Raw genomic sequence first — 18456 nt, forward strand, 5'->3', positions numbered from 1 at the left:
GCCCGTCTCCTCTCACGCGGGCGATTCGACCACCTCCGTGGTCACCTGGTCGCCGGTCGCTCTACTCACACTGGGCGGCCGGGCGATCGAGGCGATGGTCGCGTCCGGCCCGGGGGTCAGTGGCTGCTGTGGCTTCGTCCGGTGATGCGGTCGGTGAGCAGGTCGGCGACCGAGCGCGGGGCGCGGCCGAGGAGTTCGGCCAGGAGCGGGTCGACTCCGGCGAAGCGGCCCTGGCGGGAGGCCTGGAAGAGGGTGAGCAGCATGCGGGCCATGGCCTCCGAGGAGCCCGCTGCAACCTGGTCGGCGATCCACTGCTCGTCGTCGACGACGACCCGTTCGATGGCGCGGCCGGTGAGAGTGGAGGCGATCTGGGCGATGTCGTCGAACGTGACGGCGTCGGGAGCGGTGACGGTGATCGGGCCCTCGAAAGAGCGGTCTCCCGCGAGGATGAGCGCGGCGGCTTCGGCGGCATCGGCGCGGTCGGTCCAGGAGACGGGGCCGTCGGCCGGGGCGGTGATGGTTCCGGTCTGCTGCCAGGGGCCGAGGAACCAGTCCAGACTGTGAGCGTAGAAGCCGTTGCGCAGTGAGGTCCAGGCGATGCCGGTGTCGGCGAGGAGCGCTTCGGTGGCGGCGTGGTCGCCTGCGGGCGGGAACGGGCTGTCGAGACCGGCGGCCTGGTGGCTGGTGTAGAGGATGCGCCGCGCGCCGGCGGCGACCGCGGCTTCGATGGCGGTGCGGTGCAGGGCGACGGCGTCGGCGGTGGGGTCGTTGGAGGAGACCAGCAACACCTGCTCGGCGCCTTCGAACGAGTCACGCAGGGCGTCCGGGTCGTCGTAGGAGCCGCGCCGCACGCGTACGCCGCGGTCGGCGAGGTGCTGAGCCTTGGCGACGTCGCGCACGCTGACGCCGATCTGGTCGGCGGGGACCAGCTTGAGCAGGTGTTCGACGGTGGCGCCGTTGAGCGCGCCGGTCGCGCCGGTGATGACGATCATGATCAGTTCTCCTGTCGGTGGTCTCACGGGACCGCGGCGGTCACGCGCCGGGACCACGGGCCCGGGTGTGGCGGGTGGCGGCTATCGCCTTTGGAGTAGCGGGAGGAGGACGTCGTCGACGAGGTGCTCCAGGAACGGCCGGTCACAGGGCCGGCCGGCGAAGATGAGCCGGTGCACGATGACGGCCGGGGCGATCTCGGCGAACAGCTCGGCCGCACCGGGCACCAACCACTCACCGCTCTCGATGGCGCTGCGGAACGGCGCCTCGGTCATCGCCGCTTCATCCCGGCGCAGGATCCGCCGCATCTCCGCGGCGAGGCCGGGGTCGTTGCGCATGCCGGTGAACAGAGCGCCGAGTAGCCCGATCTCCTGTTCGGCGATCTGATCGGCCAGCCACCGCACGGTCAACAGCAGTGCCGCACGCAGATCGCCCGGCGGGGTGGCCGGAGGCGTTCCCGGCACGCGGTGTTCGACCGCCGCGGCCACCAGAGCGGCCTTGCCCGGATAGCGCCGGTAGACCGTCGGCTTGCCGACCCCGGCCCGGGCCGCGACCGCATCGATCGTCAGCCGGTCGTATCCGACCTCGGTCAGCACCAGCAGCGTCGCCTCAAGGATCGCGACGTCACGACCGGCATCCCGAGGCCTGCCGCGCGCCGGCGCGGGCCTGCGCCCCTCCGACATCGCCCAACCCCCTCGATTAGCGAAACGAAACTGGAACGTAACGTAAATTAGCGAGGGATGGACGTCCGGTCAAACTCCGCACTCGCCGCTGCAAGACCTTCGGGAGTCCTGGGCCGTGACGGCGAGCAACAGCTCTGCCGGTCCCCACCGGCCGGTGCTCGGCTCAGTCAGAAGGGCGAGTCGTCGGCGAAGCGCCTTGGCACGCGCCGGTAGTCCTCACCGTCCACGCGCTCCAGGTCGTCGGCGAGCATCCACACGTCGACTCCCCGCCACGTGACCTGCTCGCGGGCCAGCCAGGCAACATGCCCCCACCAGCGGCCGTACTTGTCACGCTTCCACGCCAGCAGGAACACGAGCCGCCCGCCGCGCTTGACGCGGACGCCCGGCGCAAGCCACTCCGATTCTCGCGCCACATTCGAACACACTATCGAATATGCGGATTGCCGACGAAGGACACCCGTGCCGCGTCCACTTGGCCGCCTGGGTTGGAACGCTCCGGCCTGAAAGCCGGCCAGGGCGGCTGGGTCCAGCACCGGGCTTGGCTGGATGTGGTCAAAGGCTTCACCCGGGGTGCGGCGCGGCAGACGATCACGGCGGCACCGGTCGACGCGAGGCGGCGAGAACGGTGCGCCGAGCCCGCGTCAGCGCGGGGAGAACGAGGAGGCCTCGGATGAGTGCGGATCGTCGGGAAGCCCGAACGCCGAGGTCGGCGCGGGGTCACGGAAGGCGCGCGGCCCCACGGCTGGCCGGTCTGGTGATGGCCGCGGCGCTGGCGTGCCTGACCGCGGTGGCAACGCCGGCCAGCGCCGGCACCAGGCCTCATGCGGCTCCGCCCAGGGTCGCCGCCGCTGACGATGGGGCGCATGTCGTGGCGCGGCAATGGATCGACGAGCGCACGCTCGACCTGACCATCGATTCGCCGGCGATGGCGGGCGATGAGCAGGTGCGGCTCCTCCTGCCCCCCGACGCGGAAGCCCGTCCGCACAAGCGCTGGCCGGTCCTCTACCTCCTGCACGGATGCTGCGACAGTTACGTCAGCTGGACGCGCTCCACGGACGTGGAGCGCCTGACCGCCAGGACGGACGTACTCGTGGTCATGCCCGAGGCCGGCACCGACGGCTTCTACTCCGACTGGTGGAACGGGGGCAGCGGCGGCTCGCCTCGCTGGGAGACGTTCCATCTCACCGAGCTACGCCAGATCCTGGAACGCGGGTTCGGGGCCGGCCCGAGACGGGCGGTCGCCGGCCTGTCCATGGGCGGGTACGGAGCGATGAAATACGCCGAGACGGGCCTGTTCCGCGCCGCCGCCTCCTACAGCGGCGTCCTGGACCCGCTCAGCGATCCCGACGGCGTGCTCGCGTACCTCTACCCGAATGCTCTCTGGGGCGACCCCGTCGCTCAGCGCGCCGTCTGGAAGGCGAACGACCCCACCGATCACGCTGATCTCCTGCACGGGGTCAAGCTGTTCGTCGCGTCCGGCAACGGGCAGCCCGGCGGCCCGTACGACGGGTCCTCGCAGACCACCGACCGCACCGAAGCCGAGGTCTACGCCGAATCCCTCAACTTCGTCCACGCACTGCGGCAGGCGCACGTGCCCGTCACCACCGACTTCTACGGACCAGGCCACCACGCCTGGCAGTACTGGCAGCAGGACCTGCACCGGTCCTTCCCCATGCTGATGCACGCGATCGGCGCCCAGACGGCCCCGGCCGGACAAGCCGCAACCCGCTGAATCCTCCTCTGTCAGGTCGACGGGAGCCCGCGGGGATGTCGTCGGGTTCCGGGCAGGCGGTCGCCTGGGTGAGCAGGAAGTGCTTGACGACGGCGAACAGCGCGGCATGGTCGGGCGCCTGCGTCGCGTACCCGCTCAGCAGTGGCTTGGCGCCTTGGGCAGGTCCCCTGCTCCGGGGTCAGGGCCGGTCGGCCAGGTCTCGCCAGGTCCACGGCGGCGACGGTGCGACGCCGGGCAGCCGCCCGTACGTCCGCAGGTGCTCCGCGTCCTCCGGACCGGCCACACCCTCGATGCGGTCGCCGAAGACGTGGCCGGCGTCGGCCAAGCGGCGCCCCAGCACCCGGGCCGCCCGGTCGGCTCCCAGTTCCTTCATCCGGTGCAGGAGGGTGCCGATGTCCGGCTGGCCGAGGGCGATCCGTGCGGCGGCGCGGTCGGCGAGTCTCACGACCGCCTCGCGCGTGTCCTGCTTTCGCCCGCCTTCGCTGAGTTCGTTCAGCGAGATCAAGAGGTTGTGGACGTCCAGCGCGTGGTCGAGGGCGACGTGCGTGGCGGGGTCGCGGGGCAGCAACGGCTCCAGTATGTGGTCGAACCAGTTGGGCTCCCCCATCACGCGCGAGAACGTCTCGTGGTCGTGCTCGACGAGTTTCCGGCGCAGGCGGTCGTTGTAGATCGCCAGCGCCACCCGCTCCCTCATCTGCTTCAGCTTGGAGAGCAGGAACCAGAGTCCGTCCGCGTCTTCCAGGTCGACCTGGGCGGCCGGGTCGCGGGCCACCAGTTCACTCACGGCTCGGGGGTCGGCGCGCCCGTAGTGGAGCCAGCTCAGCAGAAAGGCGAAGTTCTTCGGGTCGCCGATGGGCTGTTCGGCGATTCGCCTGCTCAGCGCCGTCAGCGCCTCCTTGGCACCGATCTTCCGCAGTGCGGCCATGAGGTCGCTGATCCCGGAGTACGAGGTGAAATCGAGGTCGACCTGCGCGGCCGGATCCCGGGCCAGCAGCGCGGCGACGGCCTCGTCGGCTCCGCACTCCGCCAGCTCCTTCAGGAGATGACCGACCGCGTGCGGCTTCGTCAGGGCGACCTGGCGAGCGGGGTCCCGCGCCAGCAGCGCCGCGATCTGCTCGCCGGCTCCGCGGCCGCGCAGTGCCGCGAGCAGGTCGGCGACTCCCGCCGGATCGTCCAGGCTCACCCGGCGCGCCGGATCGCGGGCCAGCAGGGCCGCCACGGTCTCGTCGTCCCCGAACAGACCGGCCGCTTCCAGCAGGTACGTGACGGCCTCGGGGTTCGCAGAGGCGCCTCGCGGACGGCCCGCCGCACCAACGCCGCGCGGTCGTCCTTGGCGATCGTCATGTCCCCCATCACACGCCGGAGAGCCCGCGGATCGTCGAGCGGGTAGTGCTCGTGCCGGCCGAACAGGGCCCTCGCCAGGCCGTCGTCGGTCTTCGTGATCGGCTCGAACCACGTATCGGCGTAAGCGGGGTCGATCAGATCCAGAAGACCGGAGATGGTCCGCGGATCGTCGGCGACGTCGGCGACGATCCGATCGACGAGGATTTCGGCGGCGCCCTCGGCCCCGCACGCCCTCATCTCCGACAGCAGGGAATGGATGTCAGCGTGTTCGTGCACCTGCCGCGGACCGTCGTGGCCGATTTCGAGGGCCACGTCCGCGGCCATGCGATCGGCGACGGCGACGGCCGCCTCCGAGGCCCCGGCCTTCCGCAGCTCCGCCAGCAGGTCGCCCGCCATCCAGGTGCTGTCACAGGAAACCTCGACGGCCATCCGCCGGGCCACGGCCGCGATCGCCTCCGAAGCCCCGACCGCACGCAACGCCTTCAGCAGACACCCGGCGGAGTAAGCGTCGTCGAGGTACACACGCTCGGCCAGGCCGCGCGCCGGCAACCTCGCCACCTGGTCATCCGCCCCGGCCTTCTTGAGCGCCTCGAGCAGCGTCGCCAGTCCCGCGGCCCAGTCCATGTCGACCCGGCCGGCCGGATCACGGTCCAGCAGCAGGCGTACGGCCTCCTCGGCGCCGGCCTCGCAGAGGGCGTCCAACAGGTAGCCGACGTCCGCCGGGTTACCGAGAGCCACCTGCCCGGCCGGCCACCGGCCTGCGACGCGGGCCTCATCCGCGCCGAGCCGGCGGATGAAGCGGAGGAGATCGCGCGCCGTGCGGGCGGAGCCCCCCGTCTCCACGGCCCGGCGCCACAGCATCGCCGTGTGCCGGTACAGGCCCCGCCTCCGCGCGGCCTTGCCCAGGCGGTACAGGTCCTCAGGTCCGGTGGTGTGCGTGGCCAGGGCGTCCCAGAGGGACGCCGGCCCCAGGACCTCCTGGCGGTGCCCGCGGGCGTACCGGTCCAGGTCAGGGTCGGGCTCGTAACGGCGTTCCGTACTCTCCGACGCACCCACCACCGTCAGCGCCCCGAGGCGTTCGAGCGCGGCGGCCGCGTCGGTCACGACCGGAAGAGCGACCCGCTCGCTGAGATAACCGTCGACGGCGGCCACCAGCAGAGACTCCGGAATCGGCGCGTCATGGCCCAGGCGGCGGACGTCCAGCGCCGCCGTCAACAGCGCCCGCTCCACCGGCGTCAACGCGTCGCCGTCGAAGAAAGCGCGAAAGGGATCCGCGCGTTCCCCGTTCAGCTCCATATCCAGCGACATCCTTTCAGGGCTGCGGGCCACGGCTGCAACATATAAAACCGGCATTCACCTCGACCGCTTCTTCGCACGCGAGCAGCCGTGGCGCTCATGTACCGGGCATATACCGGATCTATACCGGCGCTGCGTACGCTGAGCCGCCCGTTAGGCCCGGAGGAAGGGCAGGGTGTGGCCGACCAAAACGCGAAAAGGCGCGCGGGCTGCGTCGGTTGTTCGATCGTCGCCGTAGCGGTCGTCTTGACGCTGTACATCAGTGCACTGCAGACGGTGGCCAGCGCCGTACTGCCCATCTCCCTGGCGTTCGTGTTCCCCGCCGCGGCGGTCAGGAGGTACGGTCGCCGCCGCGGTCACTTCCCGGTAGGCCTCGCGGTCGTAGCGGGCGTGGCGGCCCTGGGCACCGCGCTCAGCCTGTTCGCGCTGTTGGGCTTGGCCGTACGGTACGGCGACGAAGCAAACTACGACCGAAAATACGGAACCCCCGTCACGGTGCATTACCAGTTCGGCCGTTGCCGCTACACGGTGACCGTCCACACGCATAAGCCAAGCGATCCCGACTGCGGCGGAGCGACCTGGACGAGCAAGGACGGCCATGTCCACAGCGGCACGTTGAAACTGTCCTGGACTGACTACGAAAAGGCCGGACCGAGCGGAACTATTCGCGGATATGCGGGACACGGCAGCAGGGTCTACACCGAGCACAAGGCCTCTGCCGTGAGCACACCATGGGTTTATCTGGGCCGGATTCCGTTGTGGACGATACTGCCGGGCGTGCCGGCCGCGGTCCTCGGCTGGCTGGCGCTGGTGCTGTCCGGTCGCAAGGAGGAGAAGGCAGGTGGCACGGCGTCCCCGGTGCGGGCTCCGGCGCCGGCGGCGCACCCGGTTCCCGATTCCGCGCCGGAACACGCCACGGACGCGGACTTCGAACGGCTCGCCCGCGAGCAGGGCTGGACGGCCCGCCCGCCGATCGGGTCCATGACCAGGGCGGCGGACTGGTTCGGGCGGCCGCTGGGGCTTCTGCAGGGCCACCTCGATGGGAGGCAGTTCGTCGTCTCCCGGTACGCCCGGACGACGCAGATCACGGTCCTCCTGCCCCGATCGCTGCCCGACCTGGACGTCGACGGCCGAAACGACGGTCAGCCACGGATCACCGGTGGCGCCGGCCTCGGCGAACCCGTGCTGCGGCAGATCCGCGACGTCGCCCGACGCGGGAACACCACCAAGCTCTGGATCCGCAAGAACGGACTCCATCACACCTATGCCGGGGCCCTTGGCCCCGGGGCGGTCGTCGAACGGCTCCGGGAAGCCGTCGCGCTGGCCGGCACGCTGAGCGCGGAACCGTTCAAGGAGACACCGCCGGGTTGAGCGGCCGGCGCGCCCGCCACCGCCCGAACGCTGGTCTTCTGACCGGCGCTGACATCGCGGTGACGGGCTCGTCTTCGGCGGAAACGGCGGTGGGGATGGAGCCGGCCGGCTGATCGTCCGTCTGCTGATCAGGTTTTCAGTGCTCCTCGTGGTCGAGGGCGGCGACCTCGCGTACGGCCTCGGCGACGGCCCGGAAATCCTTCTTCAGGATCGCACCGTGGTTGCCGGCGACCTTCGCACTGATCTTGATGTTCGCGTTGCGGGCGGTCACCTTGTCCAGGCTCGTGCGTATCTGTTCCTGCTCGTCGCCGCGGCTTCCGAAGGAGGTCCCCGATGCGACCACATACCGCACCGGGACGGTGATGTCGTCCAGCACGGGGCCCAGTTCGCGCTCGCGGGAGAGCCTGCCGAGCTCGATGTTGCTGTCCGCCTGCTGTTCGGCGGTCATCCGCGGGGTCAGGCCCGTCGGGCGCAGCAACGGCGTGAACCAGCCCATCCGCCGGAACAGCTTCCGGATCCGCTGCTCCATGGCCTCGTCCCCCCAGTCGTACGGGAAAGCGCCGTCGACCAGGACCGCGCCCACGGTACGGCCGGGATTCCGCCTGGCCCAGTGCGCGGCGACGCATGCTCCGTAGGACCAGCCCACCAGCAGCGCCCGGTCCACCCCCCTGGCCGCCATAACGGCATCGACATCCCGGACGGCGGCCTCGAAGGAGTAGTCGGCCGAACGCTTCGATCTGCCGCGGGCCCGCTCGTCGTAGGTGATGTGCCGCCACCCCGTCCCGAGTTCGGCGAGGACCCGCCGCCAGTACCCCTGAGTGGCGAACTGGCCGTTGAGGTAGACCACCGGCGTCCCGGGACCGCCGGTGTCGGTGACGGCCAGGGCCGTGTCGTCGACCGGCACCATGCCGGTCCACCTCGAACCGGTCGAGGAGGTGTCGTTGTCCGTGGTGTTCGTCATGGTGGTGCTCCTCAGAGGCTGCGGGCGGTGATGTCGCCCTGAGAGGTGGTCGCGTGGATGTCGAGCTCGGCGGTGCCGTCGTTCTTGAGGGAGTTGCTGACGCGGCCGTAGGACGTGCCGGCGTCCAGGGAGGCCGAGACTCCGGCGGCGGCGCCGATCGAGATGTCGCCGGACTGGGTGCGCAGCACGACCGTGCCGCGCACGGCCTCGGCGATCCGGATGTCGCCTCTCGCGGTGCTGATCTCCGCGGGGCCGCCCAGCCGGCCGACCTCGACGTCGCCGTCGGTCGCGGTGAGGCGGACGCTCGCGGCCTCGTCGATCTTGATCTGGTGATACGCGCCGTCGAAGACGACGTCGCCGAGCCGCCCCACGGCCCGGACTTCGGCGCTGGCCGCCTTGGCCTCGACGCGGGAGCCGGCGGGCAGCTGGACCGTCACCTCGATGGATCCGGAGGGGCCGACGTACTGGTTCTTCGCCGGAGTCTCGATCCGCAGGACGCCGTCGGCGTACTCGACCGTGGTCTGCTCCGCCGCCTTCACGTCGCGGCCCTTGGCGGCGTTCGCGGGCAGGACCTCGACCGCGGTGTCGGTCCGGTCGGCGGCGATGAGCTGGACGCGTCCGGCCGGGATGTGGAGGACGGCGGCGATCGGTGCGGGGGTGTCGAACTTCTGCATCGTGTGCTCCTGTGCTCGTTGTTTCGAACACTGGAAACGCTACGTTGCCTTCACTTATTGGACAACTAGCCCTTTGCATGAAAGTCACATACGTGCAGGTCACAGCCAACTAATCGTTGCAGTGGCCATGAAAGGTAATGCAACAAGGGCCATCTGTTCGTTGCAATGGATTGAAGGTTAACGCTAAGGTGGAGGCGTCGGAGGAACACGAGGGAGATCGCGATGCCCGGAGGCAGGCTCACCCAGCAGGACCGCCAGCAGATCGCGCTGGGGCTGGCCGACGGCCTCGCCTACGCCGAGATCGCCAGACGCCTGGACCGGCCCACCTCCACGATCACCCGCGAGGTGATGCGCAACGGCGGCCCCACCGGATACCGCGCCGACCTGGCCCACCGCGCGACCGAACGCCGCACCCACCGGCGCAGGCAGGCCGCGCCCCGGGAGTCGCAGGCGGCCCCGCAGCCCCACGGACGCGACCCCGAAGCCGTGCGCGAGTACGAGGAGATGCTCACGACCGTCTTCATGCAGTCGGGCCTGCCGAAGATGATGGCCCGGGTGCTGGGCTGCCTCTACACCACCGACGCGGGCAGCCTCACCGCCTCCGAACTGGCCCAGTGCCTTCACGTCAGCCCCGCGTCCATCTCCAAGGCGATCGCGTTCCTGGAGAGCCTGGACCTCGTCCGCCGTGAGCGCGACGAACGCCGCCGCGAGCGCTACGTCGTCGACGACGACCTCTGGTACCAGTCGATGATCCGCAGCGCACGGGACAACGCCCAGCTCGTCGAGACCGCACGCAAGGGCGTCGGCGTCCTCGGCCCCGACACGCCCGCCGCCACCCGCCTCGAGAACATCGCCCGCTTCCTCGACTTCGTCACCGAGAGCCTCACCCGCGCCGCCGAACAGGCCCGCGAAGTCCTCCACACCAAACCCGCGCCCCACGAGCCCGACGCCCAGTGACCAAGCGCCGCCAGGTGGTGCGTACGCGGCGGAACCGCGGCCCCACGTCGCGGAGAACCCGCCGAAGCACCCCTGGCGCCGCGCTCGGAGCCTCTCCCACCGCCTCCGGGACGGCCGAATAAAATTCGGCGATGGCGGCGGCGAGCCGACGTCGCGCGTACGGAGTTCGGCGTGTTGGAGGGGTTTTCGTGGACGCGGTGGACCGGGAGATCCTGCGCCGGTTGCAGCGAGACGGCCGGCAGACCAACCGGGAGCTGGCCCAGGCGGTGGGGATCGCCCCGTCGACCGCCCTGGAGCGGACGCGCGCCCTGCGCGAGCGCGGAGTGATCACCGGTTTCCACGCCGGGGTGGACATGACGGCGCTCGGCCGCAGCGTCCAGGCGCTGATCTCGATCCGGATCAGGCCGCAGTCACGGGAGGCCATCGAATCGGTGCGGGACAGCATGGCCAAGCTCCCCGAGACGCTGGGGGTGTTCGTCGTGACGGGCAACGAGGACCTCCTCGTTCACGTCGCGGTGCCCAGCACTCGCTACCTGCGGGACTTCGTCCTCGACCGCCTCGCGCGACGCAAGGAGTTCGTGGACGTGCGCACCACCGTGGTGTTCGACTACGTACAGCCCGCCGAGCAGTCCGAACTTTCCGACGTCGTGGAGCGGGATCACCGAACGTCGTACGGCTGAACGCGGCGTGAGGCGGCGAGCGCCGAACGAGTGACGGTCGCGGAGTATCGGCGCGAACGAAGTTCGGCCGACGGTCTGATACAGCGCACTTCTCACTAGCGTCGCGGCCATGGAGCAACGAAACGACGTTTCCGGAGTGCTGCTGGTGCTCATGGCCGGGATCCTGTGGGGCACCGTCGGTCCGGCCCAGCTGCTGGCCGACGTCCCCGCGGGTCCGGTCGCCCTGGGCGGTGCCCGGATCCTTCTCGGCGGCGTCGTGCTGGCGGTCACCGTTCTGGTGACGGCTCCCGGCGCGTACCGCACGCTGTCCCGGACGTCGTGGCCGCCGCTGCTGGCCGCCTCCGCCGCCACCGCGACGTTCCAGGCCGCGTTCATGACCTCGGTCGCGCGGACGGGGGCGGCGGTCGCGACCGCCATCGCGTTCGGGATCGCGCCGGTCAGCACCGGCGTCTGCGAACGGCTGGTGCTCGGCACCCCGCTGACACGGCGCTGGATCGGCGGCACGGCGTTCGCGATCGCCGGCTGCGCCCTGGTGATGACGCCGGCCGGCCCCGTACGGATCGACGCGTACGGCGCGGCGTTCGGGGCGTTGGCCGGGGGATGCTTCGGCGTCTACACGGTGTCGGCCAAGCGGCTCATCCACGGCGGCGTCGGCATGCCGGCCGCCGTCTCGGTGACGCTGCTGGCCGGTGGGGCGGTCCTCGCTCCGTGGACCCTGGCCGGGCTGCCCGCGCTCGGCACGGTACGCGGGCTCGCCCTGGTCACGTGGCTCGGCCCGGTGACCGCGGCGCTGGCGTACTGGTTCTTCGTCACCGGCCTGCGCCGCGTCACCGCCGCGACCGCCGGCACGCTGTCACTGGCCGAACCGCTGGTCGCCACCGTCCTTGCCGTCTCCGTCCTCGGCGAGCGCATGTCCGCGCCGGTGACCGCGGGTTCCGTCCTGCTGCTCGGCGGGCTCGTCATCGTCTCGCTACCGTCGAGGCGGCCGCCCGCGGCGAAGGCACCGCCGCGCGGACACCGGGGCTTTGACACACGCCCTAAAGCACGCCGGCCTCGGCCAGCCACTGCCACAGCTCCTCCTGCCGGACGACCGTGACGCCGAGCTTGTCGGCCTTGCCGGTCTTGGACGCGCCGACGTTCTCGCCGGCGAGCAGGTAGTCGGTGTTGGCCGAGACCGACGAGGCGGTCGTCGCCGCCGCCTGCTCGACCAGGCGCGTGACGTCCGGGCGGCTGATCTTCGCGCCCGAGCGCGGATCGGTGAAGGCGCCGGTGATCACGACCGACCTGCCCTTCAGCGGCGAGTCGTGCGCTGCTGCCGCGTCGAGCGGCCGGTCCTCGTCCAGCACGTCGAGGTTCACGCCGCGCTCACGCAGCCGGGCGATTTCTTCCTTGACCTCCGCGCGGGCGAAGAAGGCGACGAGGCTCGCGGCGGCCTTCGGGCCGATGTCGCGGATCGCCACCAGGTCCTCGGCCGTCGCCGCCGCGACGTCCTCGATGCGCTCGTAGCCGGCCAGGCACAGGCGCTTGGCCGTGCCCTCGGAGGCCATCGGGATCGCCAGGCCGATCAACGCGCGCCGCAGCCCCATGCCCTTGGAGGACGCGATCGAGTCGACCATGTTCTTGGCGCTGACCTCGCCCATCCGCTCATAGCCGAGCAACTGCTCAGCCGTCAGATCGTAGAAGTCGCTGCGGCGCTTGAGCACCCCGTCCTCGGCGAGCTTTTCGATCCAGACGTCACCGACGCCCTCCATGTCGGCCGCCTGCCGCGAGGCCCAGTGCATCAGCCGGCGCGTGACCTGCGCCGGGCACTGCAGATTCACGCACCAGCGCTCCTCACCGGTGCCACGGACCTCCAGCTCCGAGCCGCACGACGGACAGTGCACCGGCGGGACGATCTCGACCTCGCTCCCATCACGCTGCTCGGGCAGCGAGCGGCCGGCGAACGGGATCACATCGCCGCGCCGTACGACCGCCACCGTGTCCCCGATCCGCAGATCGCGCTCACGGATCAACCTCGGGTTGTGGAGGGTGATGTTCTCCACGGTCACTCCGCCGACGAACACCGGCTCGACCCGCGCCCGCGGCGGAACCCGGCCGATCTTGCCCACCGGCCACTCCACCGACAGCAGTTTCGTCAGCTTCTCCTCCGGCGGATACTTGAACGCGATCGCCCCGCGCGGCTCGGCGCTGTTGAAGCCCGCCGCGTCGAACGCCGCCGGCTCGTGCAACCGCACGACCGCGCCGTCAATGTCGTAGTCCAGCCCGTCACGGCGCCCGCCGATCTCATCGATCGCGGTCAGCACCTCCTCGGCGCTCGCGCACACATACTGGGCGACCGGCTCGAACCCCGCCGGGACCTCCAGCGCGACGCCGTCACGATCGGCACCGAACACGAAGAACCGCAGCAGCCGCTCGGCCTTCGCGGCCGCCACGGGGTCCTTCAGCACCAGCGTCCCCGCCGCGCCCGACCGCGGGTTGGTCAGCGTCCGGTCCGGGTGCGCCTCGTTGTAGGCGGCCCACACCGACCGCAGCATCACCGCCTCGCCCCGGACCTCCACACGCCCCGGCACCTCGATCTCGACCGGCAGACCGGGAATCACATGGCGCACCTTCTCGGTCACCAGTTCACCGACCGCGCCCGTGCCGCGCGTGGCGACGTAGTCCAGGCTGCCGTCGACGTAGACCACGCTGAGAGAAAGCCCGTCGAGCTTCTCCGACACGCGGAAGACCTGGCCGCCGAAGCGCCCGCAGAACGTACGGATCTGCTCCTCATCGGTGGCCTTCGCCAGCGAGAGCATCGGACGCGCGTGCCGCACGGTCGGGCCGGTCAGCTCCGCCGGCGCGTTGACCTTGCCGAGCGGGCTGTCGGCCGGCTCCAGCTCCGGGTGCTCGGCGACGAGCGCCGCCAGCTCGTCCTTCAACGCGTCGTAGTCGGCGTCCGGCAGCGGGCTGTCGCCGGTGCCGTAATACAGGTCGTTCAGGCGCTTGACCTCAGCGGCCAGCTCAGCGATGCGCTCACCAATGTTCACGCCCCGATTAAACGTCAAGCCACCGACATCCACGCCCTGCCCGGAGCCCGGCCCCCGCGGGCGGCATCGCGCGACCCGAGTCCCGGAAGGCGTGCGTCACGGGATCCGTCAGGGCTCGAGGTCGGCCACCCCCTTGCCGCTCGCGACATCGAACGGCACGGAGGCCTGGTCGTGCGTGATCAACCAGCGGCCGTCGAGCTTCCGGAAGCAGAAGGTGCCCCGGACCCACATCCCGCTCGTCGCCGTTCCGTTCTTCAGGGTGCCGCCGAGCCGGCCGAAACCGTGCGCGAACGCCACCTCATCGCCGACGGTGAGTGTCAGGTCGCGAAGCTCATAGGTCACGTCCTGGAAGAACGCGAACACCCTCGCCCAGTTGTCCAGCTTCGCCGCTACCCCTACATGCTGCAGCGGCGGCTCGACGTTGAAGGACACGACGTCCGTTGCGTAGATCCGCCTGAGGCCGTCGAGGTCCTTGGCCCGGATTCCTTCGATGATCTTGTCGAGCTGCCGCCTGATCCTGGCTTCGTCTTCCTCGCGTCGCGTGGGCATCTCCACCCACCCCTTCCCATCAGTGTGGAATCTCGGCATCCACCAGTACGACGACGCAGCGCCTCGGAGTGTCAGGCGCGGTCGGATCCGGCCTAATGGGTGAGCAGTCCGTGCCCGGTGGGATCGCTGAAGGAATAGTCGACTCGCCGGCCGGTCCGGTACCTGAGTGTGATCACCGTGTCGTCGACGCAGTTGGCCTGCCCCGTCGTGATGTGCTCCTCGACCATCAGACGGCCGGTGGAGGCTTTGGTGAGCTTGAGCTCTCCGCCGCATCGCAGCGTCGGGTACGAGGAACGGCCGACGACGGTGCCGACCCGGCCCTGGGTGAGGGTGAGTACCACGGGGTACGGGCTGTTGAGTGAATCCTCCTGGTCGACCGAGCCGTGCCACTTTCCCAGGAACTTGGCCGGCACGTCACCTCTGCCCCGCCCCGACGTGCCCGGTGAGGCGGTCGCCCCTGACTTCCGGGAGGACGAACGATCGGCCGATGATCCCGAATCCGGCACCAGCATCGTCACCGCCACGATGACGACGGCCGGCACGGCGACGATCGCCAGCAGGCCGATGACCAGGCAGGGAAAGCGTTTCCGTGGACGTGGCGGAGGCGGAGGCGGAGGCGGCGGAAACGGCACATGTGGCATGCGGTGGGGGCGCACGACCGGCTGCCCGTGCATCGTGATGGTGGGCGACTGTTGCCGTCCGCTCGTGGAAGGGCCCGGTGGGTTCGTGGAAGGGTCCGGTGGGTGCGTGGAAGGGTCCGGGGTGTCCGGGCTGTGGCCGGTCAGGCGCGTCAGTAGTTCGGGGACGCCGGGGCGGGCCTTGGGGTCCTTGGCCAGCGACGCTTCGACGATGCCGCGCAGCGAGGGGTCGAGGCCGTCCAGGTCCGGCGGCTCGTAGACCACGCGGTGCAGGATCTCCGGGAGCGTACGGCCGTTGAAGGGGTCGCGTCCGGTGCCCGCGAAGGCCAGGACGCATCCCCAGGAGAACACGTCGGCCACCGGGGTGACCTCGCCGCCGGTGATCAGCTCGGGCGCCAGGTACGCGGGCGTGCCCACCAGTTGTCCGGTCCGGGTGACCGCCGTACGGCTGTCCAGAGCCCGGGCGATCCCGAAGTCGATGACGCGGGGTCCAAAGGATGAGAGCAGGACGTTGGTGGGCTTGAGGTCCCGGTGCACCAGTCCGGCGTCGTGGATGGCCGACAGCGCGGTCGCCATTCCCACGGCCAGGCCCTCCAGGTCCGATCCGCGCAACGGCCCCTCGGACTCGACCGCGTCCTGCAGAGTGGGGCCGGTGATGAACTCGGTGACGACGTAGTAGGGAGGGCGATCGATTTCGGCGTCGAGTACGGGAGCCGTGCAGAACCTGCGGACGCGGCGCGCCGCCCGGACCTCCTGCCGGAAGCGCTCGGCGAAGGCGGTGTCGCTGGCGAGTTCCTGGTTGATGACCTTGATCGCGGCCTGCCCGCCGTCATCGTTCTCGCCCAGGTACACCGTCCCCATGCCACCACGCCCCAGCCGGCTCAGCAGGCGATAGCCGCCCAGACGTCGAGGGTCGCCGGGCTGAAGATCCTCTGGCATGCGCGGTCCGTCCAAGGGCGAGGCGGCGTCATGATCAGACTACTGACCGCACCCGGCCGGAGGGGCGGATCCGCTCGCGTCCGGGCTCCGGCGAGCACCCGCTGACCGTACGGGGGCGGTACGCGCCCCCGAAACCGGGGAATGGCTCACCTACCGGACTCCAACACCTCGGTCCGCGGGGGGGAGGAAGACGATGACCGGTCCATGCTCGCGGCGGGTACGCGCCTCACCGGCGTCGGCACACGGGTTCCGGCACCGCGCGCCGATCCTGGCGGCGGCCGCCGCCGTGCTCGCCATGAGCGGCGGGCCGGCCCTGGCGAAGGCCGGTGACGTCGACTGGAACGCCGTGGGCCGCGCCATCGGCCGGCCGCTCCAGACCGAGGCCGGTGATGTGCACACCGCCGAGTGGCTGCGCACCGACCTACGGGTCGTCAACGCCGGCGTACGGGAGAACCCCGGCATGGAGCTGAACGCCGAGGCCTCCTTCCACCGGACCGGCCCCGGCAAGGCCCTGATGATCGGCGAGGTCACGCTCAAGAGCTCCGAGGTGAACAAGGTCGCCGACGCCCTGCGGCAGGGCGGTGTTGAGATCACCGCGCTCCACAAGCACATCCAGGACGAGACCCCGCGGCTCTGGTGGATGCACTACTGGGCGCTGGGCGATCCCGTCCGCATCGCCCGTACGCTGCACACCGCTCTCGCGCGGACCGGCATCCCTCTCAACCAGCCGGAGACCACCGAACCGCCGGTCGCCCTGGACACCGCGGCGCTGGACCGCGTCATCGGCGCCAAGGGCGAGGACGAGAACGGCGTGCTGCAGTACCACATCCCCGTCGCCCAGAAGGTCACCGACACCCGCGCCCACATCACGCTGCCGTACCTGATGGAGGCCTCGACCCTGCTGATGTTCCAGCCTCTGGGGGGCGGGCGCGCCGCGGTCAACGGCGACTTCACCATGACCGCCGACCAGGTCAACCCGGTGATCAACGCCCTGCGCTCGCACGGCATGACCATCGTCGAGCTGCACAACCACATGCTGTACGAGCAGCCCCGCCTGTTCTACATGCACTTCTGGAAGACCGGGAACGCCATCGCACTCGCCCGCGCCCTCCGCGCGGGGCTCGACCAGGTCCACGCGCCCCACCACTGACGCGACGCAGGGCTGGGACCTGAACGACGGACCTGGCCTTCTCCCCCGACGGGGCGCTGCCGGCCGCCGCGCACCGCGACGGTGACGTCCACGTCTGGGAGGTCGCCACCGGCCGGCACCATCGGCGGCTGCGCGGGACGCGGGAATCCATGACCTCGGTCGTCTTCACCGACGACCGCCGGCTCGCCGCCGCGGGCCGCGATGTCGACGCCGGCCCGCCCGTCCACCTCTGGACGCTTGACTGACCGGCGCCGACGCAGGCACCGGATCAGGCCGTGGGCGGCGGGGTGAAGATGCCGAAGTGGTTGCCGGTCGCGTCGCGCAGCTGGGCGAAGACCAGACCGTCCGGCGTGGTCGTCGCCGGCACGATCGCCTTGGCGCCCAGCGACTCCGCCTTCGCCAGCGTCCCCGCCACGTCCTCGACCGTCACGTAGAAGATGGCGTAGCCGGGGAACCGGCCCTCCGTGTCGGAGAGGCCGCCGCCGGCGTGGTCCGCGCCCGGCGCCGTGATCTCCTGGTACGGCCCGTCGCCGGCGAACGTCCAGCCGAACAGCTCGCCGTAGAACCGCCGGGCCTCCTCCGGCCGGTCGGTCGCGACCTCGAACCATTCCACCGCGTTGTACTGCCGAGCACTCATCATCGTCGCCTTCCGGTATGGGACTCCGCGCGGATCCGCGCGGACGACACGTACGATCCCGTCCGACGGCGACAGCCCTATGTCGGTGTTTTCAGCCGAGTTGGAGCGCGTGCGCCACCAGGTCCGGAACGCGCGGTGCCATGTCGCCGAAGTCGCGTACGGGCGCCGTCTCATCCAGCAGGGACGCCCGCCGGATGCGGTCCATGCGGAACAGGCGCGGGCCCTCGCGCAGGCGGCACCAGCCGACCAGGTACCAGTCGCGCGCGCCCGACACGAACGCGACCGGCTCGACGTCGCGCTCGGTTTCGGCGCCGGCCCGGTCGACGTAGCTCAGCCGCACCACCTGGCGCAGCGCCACGGCCTCCTCGACGACGGCGGGCACGGCGGCGCGGTCGTCCTGCGTGCCCGGCACCAGGAACTGGATCCGTTCGGCCAGTTCACGCGCCTCGGCGCTGTCGGCGGCCGACATCGCGGCGACGATCTTCAGCAGGGCGGTGCGCGCGGAGCGGGCGAACGGGGCTCCGGTGGCCTGGCCCAGCGCGATGCCCACGGCGACCGCCTCCGCCGGGGTGAAGTTCATCGGGGGCAGGGTGCGGGTGCGGTCGAGGGTGTAACCGCCGCCGCGCCCGGTGTCGGCGTAGATCGGCACTCCCGCCTGCTGAAGCGCGCTCACGTCCCGTTCGATGGTGCGGACGCTGACGTCGAAACGGTCGGCGAGCGAGCGGGCGGTGCGCCGGCCGGGTGAGCTCGCCCGGAGTTCTTCGACGATCGCGTAGAGCCGGTCGGTACGGTTCACGCCCCGACGTTAGGCCGCGACACCGACATT

Annotated in this window: 18 protein-coding genes; 6 read left to right on the forward strand and 12 right to left on the reverse strand. The window is 70.8% G+C overall.

Annotation, left to right across the window (positions count from 1 at the left end; genetic code table 11):
- Positions 1–116: 116 nt before the first annotated feature.
- From OG417_RS40565 to OG417_RS40575, 3 genes are all read right to left on the reverse strand, one after another.
- On the reverse strand, positions 117–992 hold the full coding sequence (locus OG417_RS40565) for an NmrA family NAD(P)-binding protein (RefSeq protein WP_329240524.1): 876 nt from the start codon (positions 990–992) through the stop codon (positions 117–119).
- A gap of 81 nt (positions 993–1073) precedes the next feature.
- Positions 1074–1673 carry a TetR/AcrR family transcriptional regulator gene (locus tag OG417_RS40570; RefSeq protein ID WP_329240527.1) on the reverse strand — a complete coding sequence of 200 codons (600 nt, stop codon included), beginning with the start codon at positions 1671–1673 and terminating at the stop codon, positions 1074–1076.
- Positions 1674–1840: 167 nt separating this feature from the next.
- Positions 1841–2086 carry a hypothetical protein gene (locus tag OG417_RS40575; protein ID WP_329240530.1) on the reverse strand — a complete coding sequence of 82 codons (246 nt, stop codon included), beginning with the start codon at positions 2084–2086 and terminating at the stop codon, positions 1841–1843.
- Positions 2087–2541: 455 nt separating this feature from the next.
- Between OG417_RS40575 and OG417_RS40580 the strand changes: the two genes are divergently transcribed.
- The gene (locus OG417_RS40580; protein ID WP_329240533.1) at positions 2542–3405 is read left to right on the forward strand and encodes an alpha/beta hydrolase; all 864 of its coding nucleotides are present in this window, start codon (positions 2542–2544) and stop codon (positions 3403–3405) included.
- 178 nt (positions 3406–3583) lie between these two features.
- Here the strand turns inward: OG417_RS40580 and OG417_RS40585 are convergent, their stop codons facing one another.
- Both OG417_RS40585 and OG417_RS40590 read right to left on the reverse strand, forming a co-directional pair.
- Positions 3584–4624 carry a hypothetical protein gene (locus tag OG417_RS40585; protein ID WP_329240536.1) on the reverse strand — a complete coding sequence of 347 codons (1041 nt, stop codon included), beginning with the start codon at positions 4622–4624 and terminating at the stop codon, positions 3584–3586.
- Positions 4585–6045 (reverse strand): hypothetical protein, encoded by a 1461-nt coding sequence (locus OG417_RS40590; RefSeq protein ID WP_329240539.1) that lies wholly within the window; start codon positions 6043–6045, stop codon positions 4585–4587. The genes OG417_RS40585 and OG417_RS40590 overlap by 40 nt, the downstream gene beginning before the upstream one ends.
- A gap of 177 nt (positions 6046–6222) precedes the next feature.
- Between OG417_RS40590 and OG417_RS40595 the strand changes: the two genes are divergently transcribed.
- The gene (locus OG417_RS40595) at positions 6223–7416 is read left to right on the forward strand and encodes a hypothetical protein (protein WP_329240542.1); all 1194 of its coding nucleotides are present in this window, start codon (positions 6223–6225) and stop codon (positions 7414–7416) included.
- 136 nt (positions 7417–7552) lie between these two features.
- Here OG417_RS40595 and OG417_RS40600 read toward each other — a convergent pair whose 3' ends face one another.
- Together OG417_RS40600 and OG417_RS40605 are read right to left on the reverse strand one after the other, a co-directional pair.
- Entirely contained in the window at positions 7553–8377 is an 825-nt protein-coding gene (locus OG417_RS40600) for an alpha/beta fold hydrolase (protein ID WP_329240546.1), read from the reverse strand.
- Between the two features lie 11 nt (positions 8378–8388).
- Positions 8389–9051 carry a DUF4097 family beta strand repeat-containing protein gene (locus OG417_RS40605; protein WP_329240549.1) on the reverse strand — a complete coding sequence of 221 codons (663 nt, stop codon included), beginning with the start codon at positions 9049–9051 and terminating at the stop codon, positions 8389–8391.
- A 222-nt stretch (positions 9052–9273) separates the two neighbouring features.
- Between OG417_RS40605 and OG417_RS40610 the strand changes: the two genes are divergently transcribed.
- From OG417_RS40610 to OG417_RS40620, 3 genes are all read left to right on the forward strand, one after another.
- Complete coding sequence (locus OG417_RS40610; RefSeq protein ID WP_329240553.1) at positions 9274–10008, forward strand: GbsR/MarR family transcriptional regulator; 735 nt, start codon at positions 9274–9276, stop codon at positions 10006–10008.
- A 188-nt stretch (positions 10009–10196) separates the two neighbouring features.
- Positions 10197–10688, forward strand: a complete 492-nt coding sequence (locus OG417_RS40615; protein WP_329240557.1) for an Lrp/AsnC family transcriptional regulator — start codon at positions 10197–10199, stop codon at positions 10686–10688.
- Positions 10689–10797: 109 nt separating this feature from the next.
- A complete protein-coding gene (locus OG417_RS40620) occupies positions 10798–11784 on the forward strand; it encodes a DMT family transporter (RefSeq protein WP_329240560.1) in 987 nt (328 codons plus the stop codon).
- On the opposite strand, the gene ligA is transcribed toward OG417_RS40620, so the two are convergent.
- The 3 genes from ligA to OG417_RS40635 all read right to left on the reverse strand — a co-directional run bounded on the left by ligA (position 11726) and on the right by OG417_RS40635 (position 15843).
- Positions 11726–13750, reverse strand: a complete 2025-nt coding sequence (gene ligA / locus OG417_RS40625; RefSeq protein WP_329240563.1) for an NAD-dependent DNA ligase LigA — start codon at positions 13748–13750, stop codon at positions 11726–11728. The two genes, OG417_RS40620 and ligA, sit on opposite strands and share 59 nt — an antisense overlap.
- A 75-nt stretch (positions 13751–13825) precedes the next feature.
- Positions 13826–14266: a YybH family protein gene (locus OG417_RS40630; protein ID WP_329262962.1), complete on the reverse strand. Its 441-nt coding sequence runs from the start codon at positions 14264–14266 to the stop codon at positions 13826–13828.
- Between the two features lie 92 nt (positions 14267–14358).
- On the reverse strand, positions 14359–15843 hold the full coding sequence (locus OG417_RS40635) for a serine/threonine-protein kinase (RefSeq protein WP_329240567.1): 1485 nt from the start codon (positions 15841–15843) through the stop codon (positions 14359–14361).
- Between the two features lie 193 nt (positions 15844–16036).
- Between OG417_RS40635 and OG417_RS40640 the strand changes: the two genes are divergently transcribed.
- Positions 16037–16993 (forward strand): DUF1259 domain-containing protein, encoded by a 957-nt coding sequence (locus OG417_RS40640; protein ID WP_329240570.1) that lies wholly within the window; start codon positions 16037–16039, stop codon positions 16991–16993.
- Positions 16994–17261: 268 nt separating this feature from the next.
- Here OG417_RS40640 and OG417_RS40645 read toward each other — a convergent pair whose 3' ends face one another.
- Positions 17262–17630 carry a VOC family protein gene (locus OG417_RS40645; RefSeq protein WP_329240574.1) on the reverse strand — a complete coding sequence of 123 codons (369 nt, stop codon included), beginning with the start codon at positions 17628–17630 and terminating at the stop codon, positions 17262–17264.
- Positions 17631–17721: 91 nt separating this feature from the next.
- Entirely contained in the window at positions 17722–18426 is a 705-nt protein-coding gene (locus OG417_RS40650; RefSeq protein ID WP_329240577.1) for a helix-turn-helix transcriptional regulator, read from the reverse strand.
- Positions 18427–18456: the final 30 nt, after the last annotated feature.

Origin of the sequence: Actinoallomurus sp. NBC_01490, assembly GCF_036227085.1 — a bacterium.
Taxonomy (GTDB): Bacteria; Actinomycetota; Actinomycetes; order Streptosporangiales; family Streptosporangiaceae; genus Actinoallomurus; species Actinoallomurus oryzae.